The organism is Streptomyces sp. DH24, assembly GCF_029813775.1.
Lineage (GTDB): Bacteria > Actinomycetota > Actinomycetes > Streptomycetales > Streptomycetaceae > Streptomyces.
On sequence record NZ_JARVKW010000010.1, the window covers coordinates 51,703 to 74,601 of the forward strand.

A 22,899-nucleotide genomic window follows, 5' to 3' on the forward strand; every position below is an offset into this window, starting at 1 on the left:
GGGTGGTGCCGGTGGCGGTGCAGCTAGTGGGCGGTGCTGCCGAGCTCCTCCAGGTAGCCCTGGGCGCCGGCGGCGAGCGCGAACTCGGCGTCGTAGCGGCCCGAGGAGCGGTGCCAGTCGTAGGAACCGCGGATCACGGTGCGCACGGCGTCGTTGCGGTAGCGCTCCAGGGCCTCGCGCTCGGCCTCGTCGAGCCGGTAGATGTCACCGACCTGCCGCAGGCAGGACTCCAGCAGGAGGTACTGCTCCAGCCGTACGCGCACCTCGCTCTGCATGTGGGCCACGCTGCGGTCCTTGGACCAGCCGTGCTCCCGGCGCAGGATCATGACCATGTTGTTCTGCTCGCCGCGCGCCTCCTCCTTCTCCAGCGAGGCGATGTCGTTGAGCAGCAGATTGACGTCGACGGCGATCTGGAGCATCGCGGAGACCACGGCGCTGTCGAAGACCCGGTGCGGCACCTCGAAGCGGCCCACGCGCTCGGCGAGGTCGACCGTCGGCTGCACCCCGATGGTCTGGCGGCGCACGGCCAGGTACTGGGCGGCCGAGTTGTACGGCCTGTCCCAGAAGCGGCTCTCCGCCTCGTCGACGTAGCCGTCGAAGTAGCCGCGCCAGTGCCGGGCGCTGCGCGCGCACCAGGCGGGTGTCATGCCCTCGCAGGTGCGCCGCCAGATGTCGGCGAAGCCGTGGGCGATGGGGGGCGCGCTGTCGGGGAGGGGGCCGTCCAGGGCCGCCGCGACCGCGTCGGTGAGCCGTTTGGTCTCCTCCGGGTTCTCGCCGCGCGGCCCGTCGAAGAGGTCGTCGAAGAGGAAGAACCACGACATCAGGTCGACGCCCAGGTCCAGGTCGGCGCCGGTGGCGTGCGGGTAGAAGCGGGAGGCCAGGTCGGCGTAGCCGCCGCGCAGATGACGCGTCGCCGCCGCCTCGGACCTGATCAGCCCGAGCGAGCGCGGCCAGTGGAGCTGCTCGGCGTCGGCCCGCGCGTGGTCCGGGCTCTGCCGGCTCGGCAGGGGTATGTGGAAGTCGACGTCCTGGGGCATGGGGCAATCCTTGGGGGGTGGGTCGGAGGGGCAGCGGGCGCGGCGCGGCCCGGTGGGGGAGGTGCGCCGGTCGGAGGGTCGGGAGTCGGGAACGGGCGTACGGGTACGGGGCCGGAGCGGTCTCAGCCCTCGCGGGCGACGACGAACCGCCCGAGCGCGAGGAGTTCCTCCCGCGCGGCGGCGTCCAGCTCGACACCGCGCAGCGCGTCCTCGGCCAGCGCCATCCGCCGGGCGGCCTCGGCCAGCGCCCAGTCCCGGCCGCCGGCGCCCTCGATCAGGCCGGCCACGCGCCGCAGTTCGTCCTCGTCGGGTTCGCCGGGGGTGGTGAGCCAGGCGGCCAGCTCGGCGCTGAGCGGGCCGTCCTGGTTCAGGGCGTGGCTCACCGGCAGGGACTTCTTGCGGGAGCGCAGATCGGAGTGGACCGGCTTGCCGGTGACGGCCGGGTCGCCCCAGATGCCGAGAAAGTCGTCGACGAGCTGGAAGGCGACGCCGACCTGGTCGCCGTAGAGCGCCAGCGCGTCCACCGTCGCCTCCGGGGCCCCGGCCAGGACGGCGCCGATCGCGGCGCTCGCCGACAGCAGCGCGCCGGTCTTGCCGGCGGCCATGTCGACGCACTCCTCGACCGTGACGTGCGAGCGCTGCGCGAACGACAGGTCCTGGACCTGGCCGCGGATCAGGTGCCGGGTGGTGCGCGCCAGCAGCCGGGCGGCGGGCGCCGCCGTCGGCAGCCCGGTGTCCAGCAGCACCTCCTGGGCGAGCGCCAGCAGCGCGTCACCGGTCAGGACGGCGCTGGAGGGACCCCACAGCTTCCACACCGTGCGCCGGTGGCGGCGCTCCTCGTCGCCGTCCATCCAGTCGTCCTGCACCAGCGAGAAGTTGTGCACGAGCTCCACGGCGACGGCGCCGGGCAGGGCGACCTCCGGCGGCGCGCCGACCGCCTCGGCCGACAGCAGCGCGAGCGCCGGCCGTACGGCCTTGCCGGCGTCGGCGCTGGTGGGCGCGCCCCCGGCGGTGATCCAGCCGAAGTGGTAGGCCGCCTGGTGACGTGAGCGGTGGTCGAGCCGGTCGACGGCGGCCCGCAGCGCCGGGGTGATCGCGACCCGGCTGTGGCTCAGGCAGGCGGGGGCGGCGCTCATGCGGCGACCTCCGCTCGCCAGGGGGCGGTCGGGTCGTCGAAGATGGTGACGACCTGGCGCATGACGCGCCGTTCGGCCGGGTCGAAGGCCCGCTTGGCGTGGACGGTGCCGAGCTGGTCCCACATGACGATGTCCCCGGGCCGCCAGGTGTGGGCGTAGGTGTGCCGGGGCCTGCCCGCGTGCGACAGCAGTTCGTCGAGCAGCTTGCGGCTGTCGTCGGGGGCGAGGTCCACGATCCGCTTGGTGTTCAGGGTGCTGACGTAGACCGACTGGCGGCCGGTGCGCGGATTGCGGGCGATGAGCGGGTGGACGGTGGAGGTGCCGTCCTCGGGCTGGATCTGTCCGGGGCTCTCGCCGAGGGACACCTCGCGCTGGAGTTCCTCCTCGATGGTCTCCTCGTACCCGGTGCGCAGGGCGTGGCGGACCCGGTAGGAGTGCAGGCGCCGGCGCTCCTCGGGCGACAGCGACTCGTACAGGGCGTACATGTCGGTGAAGAGGGTCTCGCCGCCGCCGGAGGACGGCACTTCCACGGCCTCCAGGAAGCCGACCTGGGAGACGCGGGGGCGGAAGGAGTAGTCGGTGTGCCAGCCCATCCACTCGGCGTCGCCGACGCCGATCTTGCGGCCGTCCTCCACCAGGTTGGAGACGATCAGGATCTCGTTGTGGTCGGGGTGGGCGCCGCTGGTCAGACCGGTCTTCGGGATGTGCCCGAAGCGGCGGCCGAAGGCCAGGAACTCCTCGTCGGAGGGGGGCTCGTGGCCGCGGAAGACGAGTACGAGATGGGTGTCGAGCGCCGCCCAGATCTCCTCGACCCGGGCCTTGTCCATGTCGCCGGTGACAGGGGCGCCGTGCACGACGGCGCCGAGCGGGGCGCCGGGTATCGGCGTTACGTCCATGGGCATGCCGCCTTTCGCGGAAGGGTGGGCAGGTCAGCGCAGGTCGAGGCCGGCGAGGTCGCCCGCCTCGCGCCAGCGCCTGAGGATGTTCACGAACTCCACCGAGCCGCCGCCGTAGCTGGAGTTGAGCAGGGGCAGTCCGCTCGGGTCGCCCTCGTTGTTGTAGAGGCCGGGCGTGCAGTTCTCCAGGAAGTCCAGGTCGTTGCTGGCGAGCCGGAGGATCTCCTCGACCCATTCCTTCTCGCCGGCCTCGGAGGCCTCCACGACCCGGTGGCCGCGCTCCTCGACGCACTTGACGATGTGCGCGAGGTGGCGGGTCTGCTCGCCCAGCATGTAGGCGATGTTGACGTGCCGGCCGGCCTGGACCTTGGACAGGATGAAGCAGTTGGGGAAGCCGTGCACCTGAAGTCCGTGCAGGGTGCGCGCCCCGTCCGCCCACTTCTCCGACAGCTTCACGCCGTCCCGGCCGACGATGTCGTAGCCCGCGCGGTCGGTGTACGGGACGGCGAACTCGTGCTCGTAGCCGGTGGCGAAGATCAGGCAGTCGACCGGGTACTCCCGGCCGTTCGCGACCACCCCGGCCGGGGTGAGCCGTTCCACGCCCCGGCCCTGGGTGTCGACCAGGGTCACGTTGGGCCGGTTGAAGGTCTGGAGGTAACCGTCGTGGAAGCACGGCCGCTTGCAGTACACGCGGTAGTACGGCTTGAGGGCGGCGGCGGTCGCGGGGTCGGTGACGACGTTGTCGATGCGGGCGCGCAGCTCCTCCATCTTGAGGAAGTCCGCCCGTTCGGCCGCGAGCGCCCGCTCCTTCGGGTCGCCCCCGGTGTCGCCGGTGGGCAGGATCGCGGCGGCCAGCTTGGCCGTGGTCTGGGTCCAGCGGTCCTGGACCAGGTCCTCGTCCTGCGGGACGCCGGAGGTCAGCGCGTGGAAGTTCTCCATCCGGTGCTGCTGCCAGCCCGGTTCGAGGCTGTCCGCCCAGCCGGGCGGGGTGGGCCGGTTGCCGCGGACGTCGACCGCGGCCGGGGTGCGCTGGAACAGGACGAGCCGCTCGGCCCACTCGGCGAGGTGCGGGGCGAGCTGGACGGTCGTCGAGCCCGTGCCGATGACGCCGACCGTCTTGCCCCTCAGCCCGGTCAGGCCGCCGGTGCTGTCGCCGCCGGTGTAGTCGAAGTCCCAGCGGCTGGTGTGGAAGGAGTGCCCGGCGAACGTCTCCAGGCCCGGCAGCGCCGGGAGTTTGGGGCGGTGCATCAGACCGATCGACATGGCCACGTACCGGGCCCGGAACAGATCCCCGCGGTCGGTGCTCACCAGCCACGTCCCGGCGGCCTCGTCCCAGCGCAGCTCGGTGACGGCGGTCTGGAAGAGGGCGTCGCGGTAGAGGTCGTACGTGCGGGCGATCTTCTGCAGGTGGGCGAAGATCTCGGGGCCGGTGGCGTACTTCTCGGTGGGTATCGTGCCGGTCTCTTCGAGCAGCGGCATGTAGATGTAGCTCTCGACGTCGCACCGGACGCCGGGGAAGCGGTTCCAGTACCAGGTGCCGCCCACGTCGCCGGCCTCGTCGATCAGCCGGATGCGCTCCAGGCCGGTCTCCTGGCGCAGATGGGCGCCGGTCAGCAGGCCGCCGATGCCGGCGCCGACGACGGCGACGTCCACCCAGTCGGTGAGCGGCTCGCGTTCCCGCCGCTCGGTGTAGGGGTCGCGCGCGTAGTGGCTGAAGTCGCCGCGCGCGAACTGGTAGGTGCGGCCGACGTTGCGCTTGTCGCGTTCCTGCCGGTACTTCTCCCGCACCGCCTCCAGGTCGATGGTCACTGTCGCGTCGCTACGGTCGTCGCCTGCTGCGCGGGCCACGGCTCCTCCTCGGGGGAAGTGGGCGAACGGGAAACATGACGCCATACGTCGTCGAACTGATCGCGCAGCCGCAGCGCGGCGTCGGAGTTGCTGAAGAGGTAGAAGCGGTCGGTGCCGAGCGCCTCCCACACCAGTTCGGCGACGTCCTCGGCGCTCACCGTGGTGTCGCCGCCCGCGCCGCGCGGGGCCGTCAGACCCCGGACCATGGGCGTGTCGACCCGGCCGGGACACAGCACCGACACCCGGACCGGGGTGTCCCGCAGATCGGCGCGCAGACTGCGGGCGACCGCGAGGTCGGCGTGCTTGGAGGCCGCGTAGGCGGCGCTGCCGGCACCGACGGCGAAGGCCGACATCGAGGCGGTGTGGATCAGATGGGCGGGCCTGCCGCGCGCCAGCAGCCGGGGGACGAAGGCGCGGGCCACCAGGACGTGCGCCCAGTGGTTCACCTCGAAGACCTGCCGCATCCGCTCCAGCGGCACCTCCCACAGGGGCTGTCCCACGGGGCCGAGGACCCCGGCGTTGTTGCACACCACGTCGACGTCGCCGAGCACGTCGAACGCCGTGTCCGCGAGCCGTTCGACGGCGTCCGGGTCGGTCAGGTCGGCGGTCACCGCGGTGACCCGGGCGCCGCGCGCGGTGAGTTCGGCGGCCCGGCGGTGCAGGGCGTCACCCTGGATGTCCGCCATGACCACGCCGACGCCGGCCCGCGCGAAGCGGGCGCTGAGGGCGAGGCCGATGCCGCCGGCCGCGCCGGTCACCACGGCTGTCCTTGTCCGTAACTGCACTTGGCTGTCTCCGCTTCTGCGCGCGGGCACGCCGAAGGACGGCGCGCCGTTGCCCACGAGAAGGTCTGGATCAGATCGCGCCGTTCAGAGGGGCGGGTGTCAGCGGGGGTCGGGGAGCTTCAGACTGATCACGAGCACGGTCACCGAGAAACACCCCAGCAGGGCGAGAACGAGCACGGCCGCCGACGGCGTCGACAGCCAGTCGGCCAGGGACAGATAGAGGCTGCCGCCGACGGTCGCGCCCAGCGCGGTCGCCATCTGCTGGCTGGTCACCAGCACACCGCTGCCCATGCCGGCCTGCGCGGACGGCACGTCGGCGAGGATCGTCCGGAACAGCGTCGGACCGATCAGCGCCGCGCCCACGCCGAACAGGCCGATCCCGACGAGCACGAGCGTCAGGGAGGGATGCGGCCAGCCCAGCCGGATCACCAGCGCCAGCAGCAGCACCCCCGTGCCCTGCACGAGAGCGCCCAGGGTGACGATCCGGCCGCCCAGGGCCGCCGCGATCCTCGGGGTGAACAGCGTCACCACGAAGAACGCCGCGGCGAACGGCGTCAGCACCGCGCCGGAGGCGAGCCCGTCGAAACCGAAGTGGCCCTGCGCGACGAGCGCGTAGACGAACAGGAAGGCGCCGAAGCCGGCCGAGAACGGCACCATCGCCGCCAGCCCTCTGCGCATCCCCGGATGGGACAGCACCGACGGGGACAGCAGCGGTGAGCCGCCCCGCGCCTCCAGCCCGCGTTCGGCCCGCGCCAGCGCCACCGCCCCCACCGCGGCGACCGCGAGCAGCGACCACAGCCACGGCGGCCAGCCCAGCTCGGGGCCCGCCACGACCAGGGTCAGGACACAGACCATGGTCACACCGAACAGCCCGGTGCCCACCGGGTCGAAGCCCGGCTTCGCGTCGGCCCGGGTCGCGGGGACGCGCCGGACGGCCAGCAGCGCGGCCACGCCGATCGGCACATTGATCGCGAAGACCGACCGCCAGCCCATCCCGGCGACGTCCAGCGAGACCAGCAGCCCGCCCAGGATCTGCCCGGTGACCATGCCCAGAGCCGCGGTCGCGCCGTACATGCCGATCGCCCGGGCCCGCGCCCGGCCCGCGGTCGCCGCCTGAATCGTCGCCAGCACCTGCGGTACGAGCATGGCGGCGGCGGCGCCCTGCAGCAGCCGGGCCGCGACGAGGAACTCGATGGTCGGGGCGAGTCCGCACAGCGCCGAGGTGACGGTGAACGCCGCGAGCCCGTAGGCGTACAGGCGCCGTCTGCCGAAGGCGTCGCCCAGCCGTCCGCCCAGCACCAGGCCGAGGGCGTAGGTGAGTCCGTAGCCGGACACCACCAGCTCCAGTGCGGCGGGGCCGCCGTGGAGGTCGTCACTGATCGAGGTCAGCGCCACATTGACGATGGAGGCGTCCACGATGGACAGGGCGTATCCGGTGAGCACCACCACGAGGGCGATGCCGGTGAGCCCTCCGGCGGCCGGTTGGGTGCCGGCCGGGGGCTCCGGTGTCGCGGTGGGCCCCTTCAGAGGGGGGAGGCCCTCGCGTTTCGTCATGCGCTGCCTACCCGGGCGTTGGTGGGGGACGGTTGGGGCGGGTGCGGGGGGAACAACGTCACTCGACGGTGGTCGGGGTGCCGGTGATCTTCGACAGGATTCCCTTGGAGGGGTCCTTCGCGGACTCCGGCCAGGGGGTCAGGGCGTTGAACCCGCGGTGCGAGGCGGCGGGCTGGATGCGGGTGTCCATCGACATCCGCATGCCGGCCGGGTTCACCGAGACGTTCGGGATGGACTTGTGGCACGTGAAGGCGTGGAAGAGGATCACGTCGCCCGGTTCCATGGGCGAGAACAGCAGCTGCTCGTCCGCGCCGAACTCCTCCGCCGGGATGCCGCGCACGGGGTGGCCGAAGCGGCGGAAGTTCTCGGTGACGACGTGCTCGCGCGGGCCCTTCTTGTGGCTGCCGTCGGCGACCGCGACGCCGCCGATGTCGCGGGTCGTCGGCAGCAGCGGAATCCAGGCGGTGCGGAAGTCCTTGTTCGGGCCTATGTAGAAGCCGTCCTGGTGCAGCGGCGTCAGGAAGCTCGGCTCCGCGGAGCCCGCGGCGGAGGGGTAGTAGCGGATCGTCGTCGACTTGAAGACGAAGACGGGCTCGCCGAACACCTGCTCCCAGACCTTGAGGGTCGAGGGGTGGTTCCACAGGTCGTCGTACTTGACGTGGTCGTGCATCGCCACCTCGTCGACCGCCTCGAAGGAGTCGATGGTGAGGGTGTCGAGCGTGGTGCCGGGGGCGGCGTGGCCGAGGGCGACCAGGCCTTCGAGCATCTGCTCGGCGGCGGTCCGCACGAGGTCACGGTCCAGGACGCCGCGCAGATAGAGGTAGCCGTGCTCGTCGTAGAACCGGTCGAGGGCCTCACGGTCGTCGAGCAGGGGCGTGCAGTCGACGTAGTCGCTGAAAGTGTCCGTCATGGGTTCCTTGTCCTCGTGACGTCTGTGCGTGGGGGAAGGAGCGTCAAACATCCGGGCGGGCCGACGGCTTCGATCTCGCGGTGTGTGCCCCCTGACATCGTGGAAGGTTCAGAAGGTGACGGGGAGTTCGTCGTACCCGCCGGTGATCCGGTGCTCCTGCCAGCGCAGCGACTCCTCGGGCACCGCGAGCCGCAGGTCGGGCAGTCTGCGGAACAGCCGCTCGAACACCGCGGTCAGCTCGATCCGGGCCAGCGTGCGGCCGATGCAGTACCGGGCGCCGTGCCCGAACGCCAGATGTGACTTGGGCTTGTCCCGGGTCAGGTCGAACAGGCCGCCGTCCGGGTACGCCCGGTCGTCGTAGTTGGCCGCGCCGATGGCCAGCAGCACCGCGTCCCCGGTCCGGATCACCGTCTCGCCGACGGTGATGTCGCCGTGCGCGTAGCGGGGGATGAGCGCGTTGGACCCCTTGCCGCCGACGCCGAGGCGCAGGATCTCCTCGACCGCGGCCGGGGCGAGTTCGGGTTTCTCGGCCAGCAGGGCACGCTGGGCCGGGTTGCGCAGCAGCAGCAGGGTGCCCAGATCGATGCGCACGATGGTGGTCTCGTAGCCGAACAGCAGCACGGCGTTGCCCAGGTGGGCGATCTCCGCGTCGGACAGCGAGCCGTCCGCCTCGGTGATCAGCTCGGACAGGATGTCGTCGCCCGGCTCGGTCCGCTTGCGCGCCACGAGTTCCGTCATGTAGTCGACGACCTGCTGGAAGGTGTTCGCCGAGTGCTGGTTGTCGCTCTGGTCGAACGTGCCTCTCGCCCACTGTCCGAACGTCTCCCGGTCGGCCAGCGGCACGCCGAGCAGATCGCAGATCACCATGGTCGGCAACGGGAACGACAGCGCGCGGTGCAGGTCGACCGGCGGCGTGCCGACGGCCAACTCGTCGAGCAGCTCGTCCACGTGGTGCTCGATCCGGGTCTTCATCAGGCGCATCCGGCGCGGGGAGAACCGGGGCACGAGCAGCGCGCGCATCTGCGCGTGCCGGGCGGGCTCGGTCTCGTGGTCGTCCCCGGCCATCAGCGCGATCATGAAGGCCCTGGCCGCGCTCTTGGGCGTCGGCTCCGGCTTGGGGTCGCTGAGGCGGAGCCGGCGGTCGGCGAGGAGTGTCCTCACCTCGTCGTAGCGGGTGACCAGCCAGGCGTCCTCGTCACCGGGGGTGCGCACCCTGGCGATCGGCCCCTCCTTCTGGAGGGCGAGCATCTGGGGCGCCATGCCGAGCACGGCCGGGTTGTCGAACGGTAACCGCGGAAGTTCCCTCATTCAGTCTGTCCTCGCTGGCGTCGTGCAGGGATTCGTCGGGCATCGGGCACGCCGACGGCAACGGTGGCGTCGGGTGCGCTGCGCGCCGTGTCACGGGCGCGCCGAAGCGACGGCCGCCGCTCGGGCGGCCGACGTTGCTGACGTGCGGGTGGTGCAGACGCCGGGTCGGCGACGGACTACAGGGACGACCCGATGAGAAGTGCCAGATCGATGAGGCGGTTCGAGTAGCCCCACTCGTTGTCGTACCAGCCGACGACCTTGACCTGCGGGCCGGACACCCGGGTGAGCCCGGCGTCGAAGACGCAGGAGGCCGGGTCGCCCACGATGTCGGTGCTGACCAGCGGCGCGTCCACGTAGGACAGCAGGCCCTTGTACGGGCCCGAGGCCGCCGCCGCGTACGCCTCCTTCACCTCGTCCACGGTGGTGCCGCGGCGGGTGGTGACCGTGAGGTCGGTGACCGAGCCGGTGGGGACGGGCACCCGCAGGGCGAAGGCGTCGAGCTTGCCGGACAGTTCCGGCAGGACGAGGCCGATGGCCTTGGCGGCGCCACTGGAGGTCGGCACGATGTTCAGGCCCGCGGCCCGGGCCCGGCGCAGGTCCTTGTGCGGGGCGTCCTGGAGGTTCTGGTCCTGCGTGTAGGCGTGGACCGTGGTCATCATGCCGCTGTCGATGCCGACGGCGTCGTGCAGCACCTTGGCCAGTACGGCGAGACAGTTGGTGGTGCAGGAGGCGTTGGAGATGATGGTGTGGCGCTCGGGGTCGTACTCGCCGTCGTTGACGCCCAGCACCAGCGTGATGTCCTCGCCGCTGGCCGGAGCGGCGATGATGACCTTCTTCGCCCCGCCGTCGACGTGTGAGCGGGCCTTCGCGGCGTCGGTGAAGATGCCGGTGGACTCGATCACGATGTCCACTCCCAGGTCGCCCCAGGGCAGGGCGCCGGGGTCGCGCTCGGCGAGGACCTTGATCGTCCGGTCGCCGACGCGGATCGCGCCCGGCTCGGCGGTGATCTCCTCGGGGAAGCGCCCGAGAATCGAGTCGTAGGCGAGCAGGTGGGCCATCGTGGGCACGTCGCCCAGGTCGTTGACGGCGACGATCTCCAGCTCCGAATTCCGCGCGGCCGCCGCGCGGAAGACGTTGCGACCGATGCGCCCGAAGCCGTTGATACCGATTCGCACAGTCATTGGTGTGTTCCTCACCTAGCGCTCTACCAGTCCATTGACGCGCCGTTGCGCCGAGGTGCCAATGCACACCGAACGCCTGGACAAGGCGCCGGCACGCGATCGATCAGGAGCTTATATAAGTCTGCGATACATTTCCAGGGTGACTTTCACTCAGCGTGCCGATACCGACACCGACTTGGACGTCGGTGACCTCACCAGAGCGATCGAGAACTTCAATCGCTACTACATCCGGCTTCCCGCGGTGCAGAAGCTGTCATTCACGACCCTGTCCGTGCTGGACACCCTGGCCGTCAGCGGTCCGAAGCGGCTGACCGAGCTCGCCAGGACCGAGCAGATCAGCCAGCCGGGGCTCACTCAGCTGGTCACCCGGCTGGAGCGCGACGGTCTCGTGGAGCGCCGCCGCGACCCGGCGGACGGACGCGCCGTCCTCGTCCACATCACCGACAGCGGCCGAAGGATCGGCCAGACCCGCCGCGAGGACCGGGGCCGTCACCTGGTCCCGCTGATCGCCCGGCTGACGCCCGCGGAACGGCAGGCGATCGCCGCGGCGCTGCCCGCCCTGACCCGCCTGGCGGAACTCGGCGCCGAGGCCCGACGGTAGGGCCCGTCCCCTTCTTGAACGGCCTGTGCCCCTGAGCCGGTTGTGCGTCAAGCGCCCCGGCGCTCCGGCCGCCGAGGGTGACGCCGCCCCTCGTTCCGCCCGCCCCCTCCGCGTCGGCGGGCTCCGGCGACCCGACCGGATCGCGGACACCCGATGCGCCCGATGGGAACGTGCCCATAGAGTGAGGCGCCGGGTGACCGTGCCGGGCAGGAGCAGTGGGAGCAGGGACGTGAGCGAACAGACCGTACGCTGGGGCATTCTGGCGACCGGCGGCATGGCCGCCGCCTTCACCGAGGACCTGCTGCGCGAGCCGGAGGCACGCGTCACCGCGGTCGGGTCCCGTTCCGTCGCCGGTGCGCAGCGGTTCGCGGAACGGTTCGGCATCCCCCGGGCCCACGGCACCTGGCAGGAGCTGGCCGCCGACCCGGAGGTCGACGTCGTCTACGTCGCCACCCCGCACGCCCACCACCTCGCCGCCGCGACGGCCTGCCTGGAGGCGGGCAAGCCGGTGCTGTGCGAGAAGCCCTTCGCCCTCAGCGGCCGGCAGACCCGCGCCCTGGTCGAACTCGCCGACGAGCGGCGGCTGTTCCTCATGGAAGCGATGTGGACGTACGTCAACCCGACCGTGCGCCGCGTCGCGGAACTCGTGGCCGGCGGCGCCGTCGGTGAGGTGCGCGCGCTGCACGCCTCCTTCGGCGGGCGCGTCACCGCACCGCCCGAGCACCGGCTGTGGGACCCGGCGGCCGGGGGCGGCGCCCTGCTCGACCTGGGCACCTACCCGGTGTCCTTCGCGCACCTGCTGCTCGGCGCGCCCGACAGCGTCACCGCCCACGCCCGGCTGTCCCCGCGCGGCGTCGACGAGCAGACCGGTGTCCTGCTCGGGTATGACGGCGGGGCGATGGCCGTACTGACGTGCTCGCTGCTCGCCGACGACGAGCGCCGGGCGGTCGTGTACGGCACGGCGGGGCGCATCGAGATACCGGCGGACTTCTACAACCCCGGCTCCTTCGTGCTGCACCGCGACGGCCACGAGCCGCAGACGGTGACCGCCCCGCCGCAGCGGGGCAACGGCTACGGCCACCAGGCCCGGGAAGTGATGCGCTGCCTGCGGGCGGGACTGACCGAGTCGCCGCTGGTGCCGCTGGCGGGCTCCCTCGCCGTGATGGACACCCTGGACAAGGTGCGGGAACGCGTGGGGGTGCGCTATCCCGGGGAGTGACCGGGGCGGCAGAACAGCAGGGCAGCAGGGCAAAAGGGCAAACAGGGCAACAGGGCAGTAGGACAGCAGGACGGTGGAGGCGGGTGGCGCGCGGGCAGCGTGGCGCCCGCCCCTTTTGCGTGCGGGCCCCGGCCCCGGGCGGCGATGCCGTACGACCACGGCGCGTTGTACAAACCTGCCGCCTGCCGCCTGCCGTCCAACAGGGACGAGCCCGCCCCCGGCCCGGGTGTGCCGGGACTCGGGGGCGGGCTCGCGGTGCGGCGCCGGGCGGGGCGGCGTCGGTGCCGCACCGGGTCTGTCAGGCGCCGGGCAGGACGCCGGTGCGGGCCACCTCGGCGTACCAGCGGGCGCTGGCCTTCGGGATGCGCGTGCCGGTGGGGTAGTCCACGTAGACGGCGCCGAAGCGCTTGCTGTAGCCGTGCGCCCACTCGAAGTTGTCCAGCAGCGACCACAGGAAGTAGCCGCGGACATCCGCGCCGTCCTTGATGGCCCGGTGGACGGCGGCCAGGTGGTCGCGCACGTAGGCGATCCGCTCGGGGTCGTTGACGTTGCCCTCGGGGTCCGCGTAGTCGTGGAAGGCGGCGCCGTTCTCGGTGATGACCAGCGGGAGGGCGGGGAAGTCGGCGGACAGGCGGCGCAGCAGGTCGTACAGGCCCGACGCGTCGACGGCCCAGCCCATGGCCGTGGTCTCGCCGGGCGGCTGGTGGAACGCGACGCGGTCGGCGGCCGGCCAGGGGCTGTGGGCGCTCCTGCCGTGGCCGTCCGAGGTGTGGGTGCCGCTGCCGTCGGTCTCGGAGACGACGGTGGGCGTGTAGTAGTTGACGCCGAGGAAGTCCAGCGGCTGGTGGGCGAGTTCCAGGTCGCCGTCGCGGACGAAGGACCAGTCGGTCAGACCGGCGGTGTCCTTGAAGAGGTCCTCCGGGTAGGCGCCCTGGAGCATCGGGCCGGTGAAGACCCGGTTGGCCAGCGCGTCGATCCGGCGGACCGCGTCGGCGTCGGCGGCGCTGCCGGTGAGCGGCCGTACGTGGTGGACGTTGAGCGTGACCGAGCACTGGGCGTCGGCGGGGACGCGGTCGCGCAGCGCCTGGACGGCCAGGCCGTGGGCCAGGTTGAGGTGGTGGGCGGCGCGCAGGGCGGCGACCGGGTCGGTGCGGCCGGGGGCGTGCACGCCGGAGCCGTAACCGAGGAAGGCGCTGCACCAGGGCTCGTTGAGGGTGGTCCAGGTCTTCACGCGGTCGCCCAGGGCGTCCGCGGCGAGGGCCGCGTACTCGGCGAACCGCTCGGCGGTGGCGCGCTCGGGCCAGCCGCCCGCGTCCTCCAGCTCCTGCGGCAGGTCCCAGTGGTAGAGCGTGGCGACGGGCTGGATGCCCTTCTCCAGCAGTTCGTCGGCCAGGCGCCGGTAGAAGTCCAGGCCCTTCTGCACGGCGGGGCCCCGGCCGGTGGGCTGGATGCGGGGCCAGGCGAGGGAGAAGCGGTAGGCGCCCAGGCCGAGTTCGGCCATCAGGGCGACGTCCTCGCGCCAGCGGTGGTAGTGGTCGGTGGCGATGTCGCCGGTGTCGCCGTTGCGGACCCGCCCCGGGGTGCGGGCGTAGGTGTCCCAGATGGAGGGTGTCCGGCCGTCCTCGGCGGCGGCCCCCTCGATCTGGTACGAGGCCGTCGCCGAGCCCCAGAGGAAACCCTCCGGGAAGGTGCGGGCGGCGTCCGGGGCGGATGCGGTCTGCTGTGCTGCGGGGACCACGTGGTTCCTTTCGGGAAGGCGGCACGGGGAGGGAGTGCCAAGGGTGTTGTGCGGGGGAGGAGGCGGCGGCCGGGCCGGGTGGGTTCGCCGGGTCAGCCCTTGACGGCGCCGGCCATGATGCCGCTGACGATCTGGCGGCCGAAGACGATGAACATCGCCAGCAGCGGCAGCGTGCCGAGGAGCGCGCCCGCCATGATCAGGGACTGGTCGCGGACGTAGCCGGCGCTGAGCTGGGTGAGGGCGACGGGGACCGTCGGGTTGGTCATGTCGAGCACCACGAAGGGCCAGAAGAAGTCGTTCCAGGCGTGCACGAACGTGATCATGAACAGGACGGCCATCGCGGGCCGCGCGACGGGCAGCACGATGCTCCAGAAGATGCGCAGCGAGTGCGCGCCGTCCACGCGTGCGGCCTCGACCAGTTCGTCCGGCAGCGCCTCCGACAGGTACTGCCGCATGAAGAAGACGCCGACCGCGCTCACCAGCGTCGGGAAGATGACGGCGGGCAGCTGCTGCGACCAGCCGAGCTCGGACATCATCATGAACAGCGGTACGACACCGAGCTGCGGCGGCACCATCATCGTGCCGATCACCAGCATCAGCAGCGCGTTGCGGCCCTTGAACCGCAGCTTGGCGAAGGCGAATCCGGCCAGCGTCGCGAACAGCACCGTGGACAGGGCGATGACACCGGCCACGATCGTGCTGTTGATCATGGCCTTGCCCATCGCCGCCTCGTCCCAGGCGCGGGCCAGGTTGCTGAAGAGGTTGGGGCCGGGCAGGAACGGCGGGGGCGTCTGGCTGACGCGGGTGTTGTCCGTCGAGGCCGCCACCATCGTCCAGTACAGCGGGAAGATCGACAGGATCGCCGTGATCCCGAGCAGGACGTAGGCGAGCGGCCCGGCGTGGTGCTGGCGTCCGGCGCGCGGGGCGAACAGCCGGAGGCGGCCGGGGGCCGCGTGCCGCTTCGGGGAGGTCCGGGCCGGCGCGTCCGTCCGGACCGGGAGGCTTTCTGTGGTCATTGCGGACTCCTGGTCAGGACGTACGGGCGCGCAGGCGCTTGATCAGGCGCTGGGCCACGAAGACGAGGACGAGCAGCAGGAACATCGCCCAGGCGACCGTCGCCGAGCGGCCCATCTGGTAGTTCTTCCAGCCCTCCTCGTACAGCAGCAGGCCCAGCGTCTGGTACTGGTTGTCCGCGCCGCCCGTCACACCGTTGGGGCCCTGGCCGAAGATCAGCGGCTCACCGAACAGCTGGGTCGCGCCGATCGTGGAGAGCACGATGGTGAAGACGATCGTGGAGCGGATCCCCGGCACGGTGACGTGCGTGAACTGCTTCCAGCGGGACGCGCCGTCGATGGCGGCGGCCTCGTACCGGTCGGCGGGGATGGCCTGCATGGCGGCCAGGTAGAGCAGCGCGTTGTAGCCGGTCCAGCGCCAGATGACGATGGTGGAGATCGCGGCCTGGGCGGGCCACTTGTCGGCCTCCCAGTTCACCGGGTCCAGGCCGACCGTCCCGAGCGCCCAGTTGATCATGCCGAAGTCGCGCTCGAAGAGCATCGTGAACACCAGGGCGGCGGCACCCACCGAGGTGGCGTACGGCACGAGCGAGGCGACGCGGAAGAACAGCGAGCCGCGCATCCGGTAGTTGAGCAGGTGCGCCAGGCCGAGCGCCATCAGCAGCTGGGGCACCGTGGACAGCACGCCGATCGTGATGGTGTTGAGCAGCGCGTTCCAGAACCGGGAGTCGTTCCACAGCTCGACGTAGTTGTCGAGCGCCACCCACTCCATGATGTCGAGAGTGGCCAGTTCCACCCGGTGCAGGGAAATCCAGGACGTGTAGACGAGGGGGTAGAAGCTGAACGCGGCGAACACGACGAAGAACGGTGCGACGAACGCGTAGGGAGCGCCCTTGACGTCCAGCCGGTGCAGCAGCGCGCCGCGCCGCCGGCCGGCGCCGTCGTCGCCCGGCCTCGGGGACGGGCGTTCACGCCCCCGGCCGGCCTGGGCCTTGGTGGTGGAGGTGGCCACCGGACTTCCTTCCTGAGAGCGGATGCGTGAGCCGGACCCCCGGGCCCGCCGGCGGATGCGGGCGGGCCCGGGAGGCCCGAGGGCCGAAAGAACCTGAGGCCGCGAGGGGCCTTGGGCCGAGGGGCCGAGGTCAGCCGACGGCCTTCTCGATGCGCTCGGCGGTGGTCTTCCACGCCTCGTCGCGCGAGGCACCCTGCTGCTCGATCAGCGTCAGGCCCTGGGAGAAGGTGTCCTTGATCGTGCCGTCCTTGCGGCCGAGGACCTGCTTGTCCGGTATGTCCTGTGCGGCCGCGCCGAAGATCTGGCCGATCGGGGCGCCGTTGAAGTACTCCGAGGTGACGTTCTTGACGTCGGGGCTCTCCAGCGCCTTCTGCGAGGACGGGACGCTGCCCTGCTTCTGGAAGATGTGGGCCTGCTGCTCCGGCGCGGTCAGCCACGCGACGAGCTTCTTCGCCTCTTCCTTCACCGGGCTGTTCTCGACCACGCCGAGGAAGGAGCCGCCCCAGTTGGCGCCCTTGGGGGCCTTGGCGACGTCCCACTTGCCCTTGTTCTTCTCGCCGGCCTTCTCGCCGATGTGGCCGAGCATCCAGGCCGGGCAGACGGCGGTGGCGAACGTACCGTTGGCCAGTCCGGGGTCCCAACCCGGCTGGAACTGGCGGAGCTTGGCGCTCAGGCCGTCCTCGGCGGCGTCGGCGGCGAGGTTCCAGGCCTCCTTGACGGCCGGGTTCTTGTCGTAGATCAGGTCGCCGTTCTCGTTGTAGTACTGCTCGGGGTAGCCGTAGACCATGGCGTTGAACAGGCCGCTGGCCGCGTCCATGTAGGCCACCTCGCCGCCCTTGAAGTCCTTCTTGAAGGTGCGGCCGACCTCGACGTACTTCTTCCAGTCGCCCTCCCACAGCTTGGCGACCTCGTCGCGGTCGGTGGGCAGGCCGGCCTTCTCGAAGTAGTCCTTGCGGTAGCAGACGGCCATCGGGCCGATGTCGGTGCCGAGGCCCAGCACCTTGCCGTCCTGCGTGGTGATCTGGGACTGCTTCCACGGCAGGAAGTGGTCGGTGCCCGCCACGTCGGAGAAGTCCGCGAACCTGGCCGCCTGGGTGTCGACGATCTCCTTGGCCCGGCCGATCTCGATGCCCTGGATGTCCTTCAGGCCCTTGCCCGCGGCGAGCCGGGTCTGCAGGGCGGTGTAGTACGTCTGCTCGTCACCGGCGACCTCGGCCTTGATCTCGACGCCGGGGTTCTCCTTCTCGTACTGCTCCAGCAGGCCCGTCTCCTTGAAGCCCATCACCCCGTACATGCCCATGGTGATGGTGACCTTGCCGTCCTTCTTGCCACCGCCGGTCGCCGAGTCGTCGCTGCCGCCGCAGCCGACGACGAGCGTGAGCGCGCCGACGGCCGCGACCGCCGCCACCGCCTTCCTGTGCAGCGATCTGTGAGTGCTCATGGATCTCCTCCTAGCGACGGCGCTGACACATCGGAGTGACGAGTTCTGCGATGACAGCGGCTCTGATGGGGGTGGGAACGTGCCCAACTCTGGGTGGGCACGTTCCCACCGCGGATGGAAGACTCCTGGTAGCGAGCGGATCTGTCAATGACTTGAACACAAATAGCCCGCGGTGCCCCGCGCCGACTTTTGTTCCGAGGGCTCCGGGGGGTGCTTCGCACACGGCGGCGTCTGTCAGAATTGCCGCTGGTCACGTCCGCGGCCGACGCCGTCGCGGTGAATCGCAGCGGAGGAGCGCATGGCCGGGAACCGCCGCCCCACGATCAAGACGGTCGCCGCCCGTGCCGGTGTCGGCCGGACGACGGTGTCCCGTGTCGTCAACGGCTCGGACCTGGTCAGCGCCGACGCGCGGGCCCGGGTCCTCGCCGCGATCAAGGAACTCAACTACGTCCCGAACTCGGTCGCCCGCGGCCTGGTGACCAACCGCACCAACGCGGTGGCACTGGTGATCCCCGAGTCCGAGAGCCGGCTCGGCTCGGAACCGTTCTTCGCGGCGATGATCAGGGGCGTCAGCGGCGCCCTGGCCGAGACCCGGACCCAGCTTCAGCTCATGCTCGTCCGCGACCAGGCCGAGCGCGACCAGCTGACCGAGTCGGTGGCGACCCGCCGCGTGGACGGCGTACTGCTGGTCTCGGTGCACGCCGACGACCGGCTGCCGGGCATCCTGGAGGAGATGGGGCTGCCCACGGTCCTGGCCGGCCGCCGCGACGAGCGGGAGCGGCTGAGCTACGTGGACTCCGACAACGCCGGGGGCGCCACCGAGGCCGTCCGGCACCTGCTGCGCAGCGGCAGGACCCGCGTCGCCACCATCACCGGCCCGCTCGACATGGACGTCGGCCGCAGCCGGCTCGCCGGCTGGCGCGCGGCACATGCGGAAGCCGGAGTCCCAGCGCCCGAAGTCCTGGTGGAGAACGGGGACTTCACCGAGGAGGGCGGCTGCCGCGCGGTGCGTTCGCTTCTTGAACGCGCCCCGGATCTGGACGCCGTCTTCGCCGCCTCCGACCTCATGGCCGTCGGCGCGCTCGCCGAACTGCGCCGGCAGGGACGCCGGGTGCCCGACGACATCGCCGTCGTCGGCTTCGAGGACTCCGTCCTCGCCCGCCACACCAACCCGCCGCTGACGACGGTCCGCCAGCCGGTGGAGGAACTGGGCCGGACGATGGCCCGCATCCTCCTCACCGAGATCGCCGAGCCGGGCGCGTCCCGGCAGCAGACGACGCTGCCCACGGAGCTGGTGGTGCGCGAGTCCTCTTGAGGCGCGTCGTGCGTCGTCCTTGCGGGACCCGGGACGGCCTTCCCGTGGGGTCTGGGGCGCGCCGCCCTCCCGGCGCCCGCTACGGCCGTCGCGCCCGAGGTACGTCGTCTCCCTGGCGGCCGCGGGCGTCGTGCGGGGCCGTGCGACCCCCGTGTCGCGTCCGCGTCCCGCGGGTGGTCAGTGGCGGCGGCTGAGGGCCGTGCGCAGGGCGCGGCGCAGGTCCGGGGGCAGCGCCGGGCCGTCCGGCTCGGCACCGGCGGTGAGGGCCTCGGCGACCGTGCGCAGCTTGGTGTTGGACAGCTGGGACGTCTCCCGCAGGATGTGCCACGCCTCGTCCGACGTGCAGGCGTGGGTGGCCATGAGGATGCCGCGCGCCTGGTCGATCACCGGGCGCGACGCGATCGCCTGACGGAGCTGGTCCACCTCCTCCTGGAGCACGTGCAGCTGCTCGGCGCGTTCCCTGGCCACCGCGGACGTGGCGGACCGGGGCGCGGACTCCGGGGCGGGGCAGGTGGCGCCGTGCAGCGGGTCGGTGGTGTCCAGCCCGGCGAGTTCCAGGATGCGACGCGGCTGGCCCCGCCAGTTCCTGGTGGTCACGGTCGTGCCGTACCGGTGCCGGTGGTCGTTGAGCACGTCCAGGAACTGCAGCCCGGCCGTGTCCATGAAGACCACACCGCTCATGTCCAGGTCGATGCGGTGGACGGTGTCCGGCAGCGCGGCGAGTTCCCCGGCGAGGGAGTCCGCGCATCCGTGGACGAGCTCGCCCCGAGGGCTGAGCGTCGCCCGCCCGTCCGGGTCCACGCGGCAGTCGATCGACGGCGTGTTCAGCCGCCCCGCCAGAGGTGAAAGTGCCGCAGAGGTCATGTCACCGCCTTGTCGTACTGTTGAGTGCCTTGTCCGAGGGCCGGAGCCCCGCACGTTCCGTCCCCTCGGTGCGCGGTTGCGGGAAACAGGGCCCGCGGTCCGCGTGTGGAGGGGCTTCGGACGTTCGCCTGCCCGCCGGATGGCGTAGTACACCCGGGACGGGGAATGACCCGTTCCCGGTCGGGTACGCGCGGCCCAGCCCGGAAGAGGTGAGCGGGAAGGAAGGAAGCCGGCGTTCCGGTGCCCTGTCTGTCGGCGATCGAGGTGTCTGTGTCATGAGTGCAGTGGCCGACCCCAGCGACCCGTTGGGGGTCCTGGGGCCACGTGGCCCGGGAGGCCCGGAAGGACCGGCGGCGGCCCTGGCGCCGTTCGTCCACCCCGCCCTGTTCTACGGGGACGAGGCCGAGTACCTCGCGGGCACGGTCTCCTTCGTGCGCGACGGACTCGACGCCGGTGACCCGGTGGCCGTGGCGGTGCCCGGCGACAACCTGCGGCTCGTGCAGGACGCCCTCGGCGACCGGGGCCGGGCGGTGCGGTTCCTGGACATGCGGGAGGCGGGCCGCAACCCGGGCCGGATCATCCCCGGCGTGCTGCGCGCCTTCGCCGACGCGACGCCGCCCGGCCGCCGGGCGTGGATCATCGGCGAGCCGATCTGGGCCGGCCGCTCGGCCACCGAATACCCCGCCTGCGTCCAGCACGAGGCGCTGATCAACGCCGCCTTCCGGGGCCGCGCCGTGAGCATCCTGTGCCCCTACGACGTCCGCCGCCTCGACGCGCGCGTCCTCGCCGACGCCCACGCCACGCACCCCACCGTCATCCCCGCCGGCGAGGGGCGGGAGCGGCCCAGCGCCGCCTACGACCCGATGGGCGTCGTCGCCCGCTGGAACCGCCCGCTGCCCCCGGCGCCGAGCACGGCCCTGACGTACGCCTTCGACGCGGACAGCCTCACCCGGGCGCGGCACGTCGCCGTCGGTGAGGGCGAGCGGCTCGGGCTGGTGGGCCTGCGGCTGGAGGACGTGGCGATCGTCTCGGCGGAGCTGACCACCAACAGCGTCGTGCACGGCGGGGGTTCCGGCGTGCTGCGGATGTGGGAGGAGCGGGACGCCGTGGTGTGCGAGGTCGGCGACCGGGGGCGGCTCACCGACCCGCTGGCCGGCCGTCTGCCCGCGCCCCGCGACCAGCGCGGCGGCCGGGGCCTGCTGCTGGTCAATCTGGTCTCCGACCTGGTCCGCGTGCACACCACGGACGAGGGCACGACGATCCGCTGCTGGTTCCACCGCTGACCGGTCCCCGCGCGGCGGACGCGGGCCTCGGCGCCGGGACGTCACGGGGACCCGGCCCCGACCGACTGCTGGGCTCGGCCCGCTGCGGGCCCCGGCGAGCATGCCGCCCCGCTCCCGTGCGCCGGACTCCCGCGCGGCAGCGGGACCGACTGCTGGGCCCGGCCCCCTGCGGGCCCGCTCCCGTACGCCGGACTCCCGTGCCCGGGACTCCCGCGCGGCAGCGGCCTGCTCGCGGCGCCGACCTGTGCGCGGCGCCGACCCGCGCGCCGGGGTACGTGGCCCCACCCCGGGGCCGACCCGGGCGTCGGCTCACAGCGGCCACTGCCGCGTCACCGTCGTCCCCGCTCCGGTCCCTCCGGTCGCCCCGGTAGCACCGTCAGCCCCAGCCGCCCCGGCCCCGTCGTCGTGGACCGTCAGCCGTACCGCGTCGCGGCCGTCCGGGAGTGTCGTCGTCGCGTCGACGGTGACCTCGACGCGGGTGACGTCGCCGCGCCGGGACGCGGTGGCCAGGGCGCGGCGCAGCGCGGTCAGCAGCCGGGCCGCGGTCTCGTCCGGTACGCGGTTGTCGACGGGCCCCGTGAAGTGCGTGGACGGCGGGAAGCCCAGCAGGGCCGCCGCGCTCGCCGTCTCCCGCAGTACCCGGGCGCGCAGGGAGGCGGGCGCGTCGGCCGGTGGCTGCTGGAGCGCGAAGATCGCCGTACGGACCTCCTGGACCGTCGACTGCAACTCGTCCACCGCCCGTCCGAGGATGTCGTGGACGGCGCCCGGCGGGCTGCGGCGCTGCGTGGACTCCAGCATCATCCCGGTGGCGAACAGCCGTTGCACCACGAGGTCGTGCAGGTCGCGGGCGATGCGGTCGCGGTCCTCGTAGACCGCCAGGCGCTGCCTGCGGCGGCGGGCGTCGGCGAGGACCAGGGCGAGGGCCGCCTGGGAGGCGAACTGCGTCGCCAGGTGCCGTTCCACCGCCGTGTAGGGGCGGGTGCCGCGCGCGCGGCACAGGGCGAGGGTGCCGATCAGCCGCCCGCCGGCCTGGAGCGGCAGCAGCATGCTCGGCCCGAAGCGGTGCCGCACCCGGGTCGTCATACGGGGGTCGGTCGCCGCGTCGTCGGTGAACACCGGCTCCCCGCCGAGGAGTTGGTCGAGCACGGCGGTGCCCGGCGCGATGGTCGTCCCGAGGATGTCGTCGGGGGCGTCCGGCACGGCCGCCGTCACGATCTCCATGCCGCCCTCGGCGGTCGGTTGCAGGATGACGCCCGCGGCGGCGTCGGCCAGGACGCGGGCGCGTTCCGCGACCGTCGTCAGCGCGTCGTCGGCGGCCTCGCCGGACAGCAGCGCGGTGGTGACGGCGGCGGCCCCCTCGACCCAGCGTTCCCGCCGCCGGGCCGCCTCGTACAGGCGGGCGTTGCCGATGGCGGCGCCGGCCTGCTCGGCGAGCAGCCGCACCAGCCGTTCGTCCTCGGCGGCGAACGGGCCGCCGTCCCGCTTGTCGGCCAGGCTCAGTTCGCCGAACTCCTCGTCGCGCACCCGGACCGGCACGCGCAGCGAGCACGGCGCGGGCGGCACGTCCGGCGGGCCTTGCGCGCGGATGTCGGTGAGACCGTCGCGGTGCGGGTCCCGGGCGACGAGCACGGCCTGCCGGGCGCCGGTCAGTTCGGCGGCGCCGTCCACGATGTGCCGCAGCGTGGTGCGCAGCTCCAGGTCGGTGCCGACGCCGAGGACCGCGTCGAGGAGCGGCGGCAGCTCGTCGGCCATGCGCGG

General features: G+C 72.4%; 19 protein-coding genes. 4 read left to right on the forward strand and 15 right to left on the reverse strand.

The features are described 5' to 3' along the window. Positions 1-23 precede the first annotated feature (23 nt). The 9 genes from ptlA to gap all read right to left on the reverse strand — a co-directional run bounded on the left by ptlA (position 24) and on the right by gap (position 10,655). On the reverse strand, positions 24-1,037 hold the full coding sequence (gene ptlA / locus QC282_RS10700; protein WP_279549013.1) for a pentalenene synthase: 1,014 nt from the start codon (positions 1,035-1,037) through the stop codon (positions 24-26). A 122-nt stretch (positions 1,038-1,159) separates the two neighbouring features. Further along, positions 1,160-2,173 carry a polyprenyl synthetase family protein gene (locus QC282_RS10705; RefSeq protein WP_279549014.1) on the reverse strand — a complete coding sequence of 338 codons (1,014 nt, stop codon included), beginning with the start codon at positions 2,171-2,173 and terminating at the stop codon, positions 1,160-1,162. Continuing rightward, positions 2,170-3,075 carry a neopentalenolactone/pentalenolactone F synthase gene (ptlD, locus tag QC282_RS10710; RefSeq protein ID WP_279549015.1) on the reverse strand — a complete coding sequence of 302 codons (906 nt, stop codon included), beginning with the start codon at positions 3,073-3,075 and terminating at the stop codon, positions 2,170-2,172. The genes QC282_RS10705 and ptlD overlap by 4 nt, the downstream gene beginning before the upstream one ends. Before the next feature lie 27 nt (positions 3,076-3,102). Next, positions 3,103-4,917 carry a neopentalenolactone/pentalenolactone D synthase gene (gene ptlE / locus QC282_RS10715; RefSeq protein ID WP_279549016.1) on the reverse strand — a complete coding sequence of 605 codons (1,815 nt, stop codon included), beginning with the start codon at positions 4,915-4,917 and terminating at the stop codon, positions 3,103-3,105. After that, positions 4,875-5,675, reverse strand: coding sequence for a 1-deoxy-11-beta-hydroxypentalenate dehydrogenase (gene ptlF / locus QC282_RS10720; protein ID WP_279549017.1), 801 nt, complete (start codon positions 5,673-5,675; stop codon positions 4,875-4,877). Before ptlF ends, ptlE begins: the two co-directional genes overlap by 43 nt. Positions 5,676-5,801: 126 nt before the next feature. Continuing rightward, positions 5,802-7,256 carry an MFS transporter gene (locus tag QC282_RS10725; RefSeq protein WP_279549018.1) on the reverse strand — a complete coding sequence of 485 codons (1,455 nt, stop codon included), beginning with the start codon at positions 7,254-7,256 and terminating at the stop codon, positions 5,802-5,804. A gap of 58 nt (positions 7,257-7,314) precedes the next feature. Beyond that, positions 7,315-8,166 carry a 1-deoxypentalenic acid 11-beta-hydroxylase gene (gene ptlH / locus QC282_RS10730; protein ID WP_279549019.1) on the reverse strand — a complete coding sequence of 284 codons (852 nt, stop codon included), beginning with the start codon at positions 8,164-8,166 and terminating at the stop codon, positions 7,315-7,317. Positions 8,167-8,274: 108 nt separating this feature from the next. Then, positions 8,275-9,474 carry a pentalenolactone synthase gene (gene penM, locus QC282_RS10735; protein ID WP_279549020.1) on the reverse strand — a complete coding sequence of 400 codons (1,200 nt, stop codon included), beginning with the start codon at positions 9,472-9,474 and terminating at the stop codon, positions 8,275-8,277. Positions 9,475-9,650: 176 nt separating this feature from the next. Next, on the reverse strand, positions 9,651-10,655 hold the full coding sequence (gap, locus tag QC282_RS10740; protein ID WP_279549021.1) for a type I glyceraldehyde-3-phosphate dehydrogenase: 1,005 nt from the start codon (positions 10,653-10,655) through the stop codon (positions 9,651-9,653). 139 nt (positions 10,656-10,794) lie between these two features. Between gap and QC282_RS10745 the strand changes: the two genes are divergently transcribed. Further along, positions 10,795-11,256, forward strand: a complete 462-nt coding sequence (locus QC282_RS10745) for a MarR family transcriptional regulator (RefSeq protein WP_279549022.1) — start codon at positions 10,795-10,797, stop codon at positions 11,254-11,256. A 229-nt stretch (positions 11,257-11,485) separates the two neighbouring features. Then, on the forward strand, positions 11,486-12,475 hold the full coding sequence (locus QC282_RS10750; protein WP_279549023.1) for a Gfo/Idh/MocA family oxidoreductase: 990 nt from the start codon (positions 11,486-11,488) through the stop codon (positions 12,473-12,475). Positions 12,476-12,773: 298 nt separating this feature from the next. Here the strand turns inward: QC282_RS10750 and QC282_RS10755 are convergent, their stop codons facing one another. From QC282_RS10755 to QC282_RS10770, 4 genes are all read right to left on the reverse strand, one after another. After that, complete coding sequence (locus QC282_RS10755; protein WP_279549024.1) at positions 12,774-14,213, reverse strand: GH1 family beta-glucosidase; 1,440 nt, start codon at positions 14,211-14,213, stop codon at positions 12,774-12,776. A 92-nt stretch (positions 14,214-14,305) separates the two neighbouring features. Beyond that, entirely contained in the window at positions 14,306-15,229 is a 924-nt protein-coding gene (locus QC282_RS10760; RefSeq protein WP_279549025.1) for a carbohydrate ABC transporter permease, read from the reverse strand. A 13-nt stretch (positions 15,230-15,242) separates the two neighbouring features. Continuing rightward, positions 15,243-16,238 carry a sugar ABC transporter permease gene (locus QC282_RS10765; protein ID WP_279549026.1) on the reverse strand — a complete coding sequence of 332 codons (996 nt, stop codon included), beginning with the start codon at positions 16,236-16,238 and terminating at the stop codon, positions 15,243-15,245. Between the two features lie 130 nt (positions 16,239-16,368). Further along, on the reverse strand, positions 16,369-17,679 hold the full coding sequence (locus QC282_RS10770) for an ABC transporter substrate-binding protein (RefSeq protein ID WP_279549027.1): 1,311 nt from the start codon (positions 17,677-17,679) through the stop codon (positions 16,369-16,371). Between the two features lie 298 nt (positions 17,680-17,977). On the opposite strand from QC282_RS10770, the gene QC282_RS10775 reads away from it, so the two are divergent. After that, positions 17,978-18,994, forward strand: a complete 1,017-nt coding sequence (locus tag QC282_RS10775; protein WP_279549028.1) for a LacI family DNA-binding transcriptional regulator — start codon at positions 17,978-17,980, stop codon at positions 18,992-18,994. A gap of 177 nt (positions 18,995-19,171) precedes the next feature. Here the strand turns inward: QC282_RS10775 and QC282_RS10780 are convergent, their stop codons facing one another. Continuing rightward, on the reverse strand, positions 19,172-19,858 hold the full coding sequence (locus QC282_RS10780) for an ANTAR domain-containing protein (protein WP_279549029.1): 687 nt from the start codon (positions 19,856-19,858) through the stop codon (positions 19,172-19,174). Between the two features lie 275 nt (positions 19,859-20,133). On the opposite strand from QC282_RS10780, the gene QC282_RS10785 reads away from it, so the two are divergent. Further along, complete coding sequence (locus QC282_RS10785; RefSeq protein WP_279549030.1) at positions 20,134-21,141, forward strand: anti-sigma factor RsbA family regulatory protein; 1,008 nt, start codon at positions 20,134-20,136, stop codon at positions 21,139-21,141. 309 nt (positions 21,142-21,450) lie between these two features. Here the strand turns inward: QC282_RS10785 and QC282_RS10790 are convergent, their stop codons facing one another. Continuing rightward, complete coding sequence (locus tag QC282_RS10790; protein ID WP_279549031.1) at positions 21,451-22,893, reverse strand: GAF domain-containing sensor histidine kinase; 1,443 nt, start codon at positions 22,891-22,893, stop codon at positions 21,451-21,453. Between the last annotated feature and the right edge of the window lie 6 nt (positions 22,894-22,899).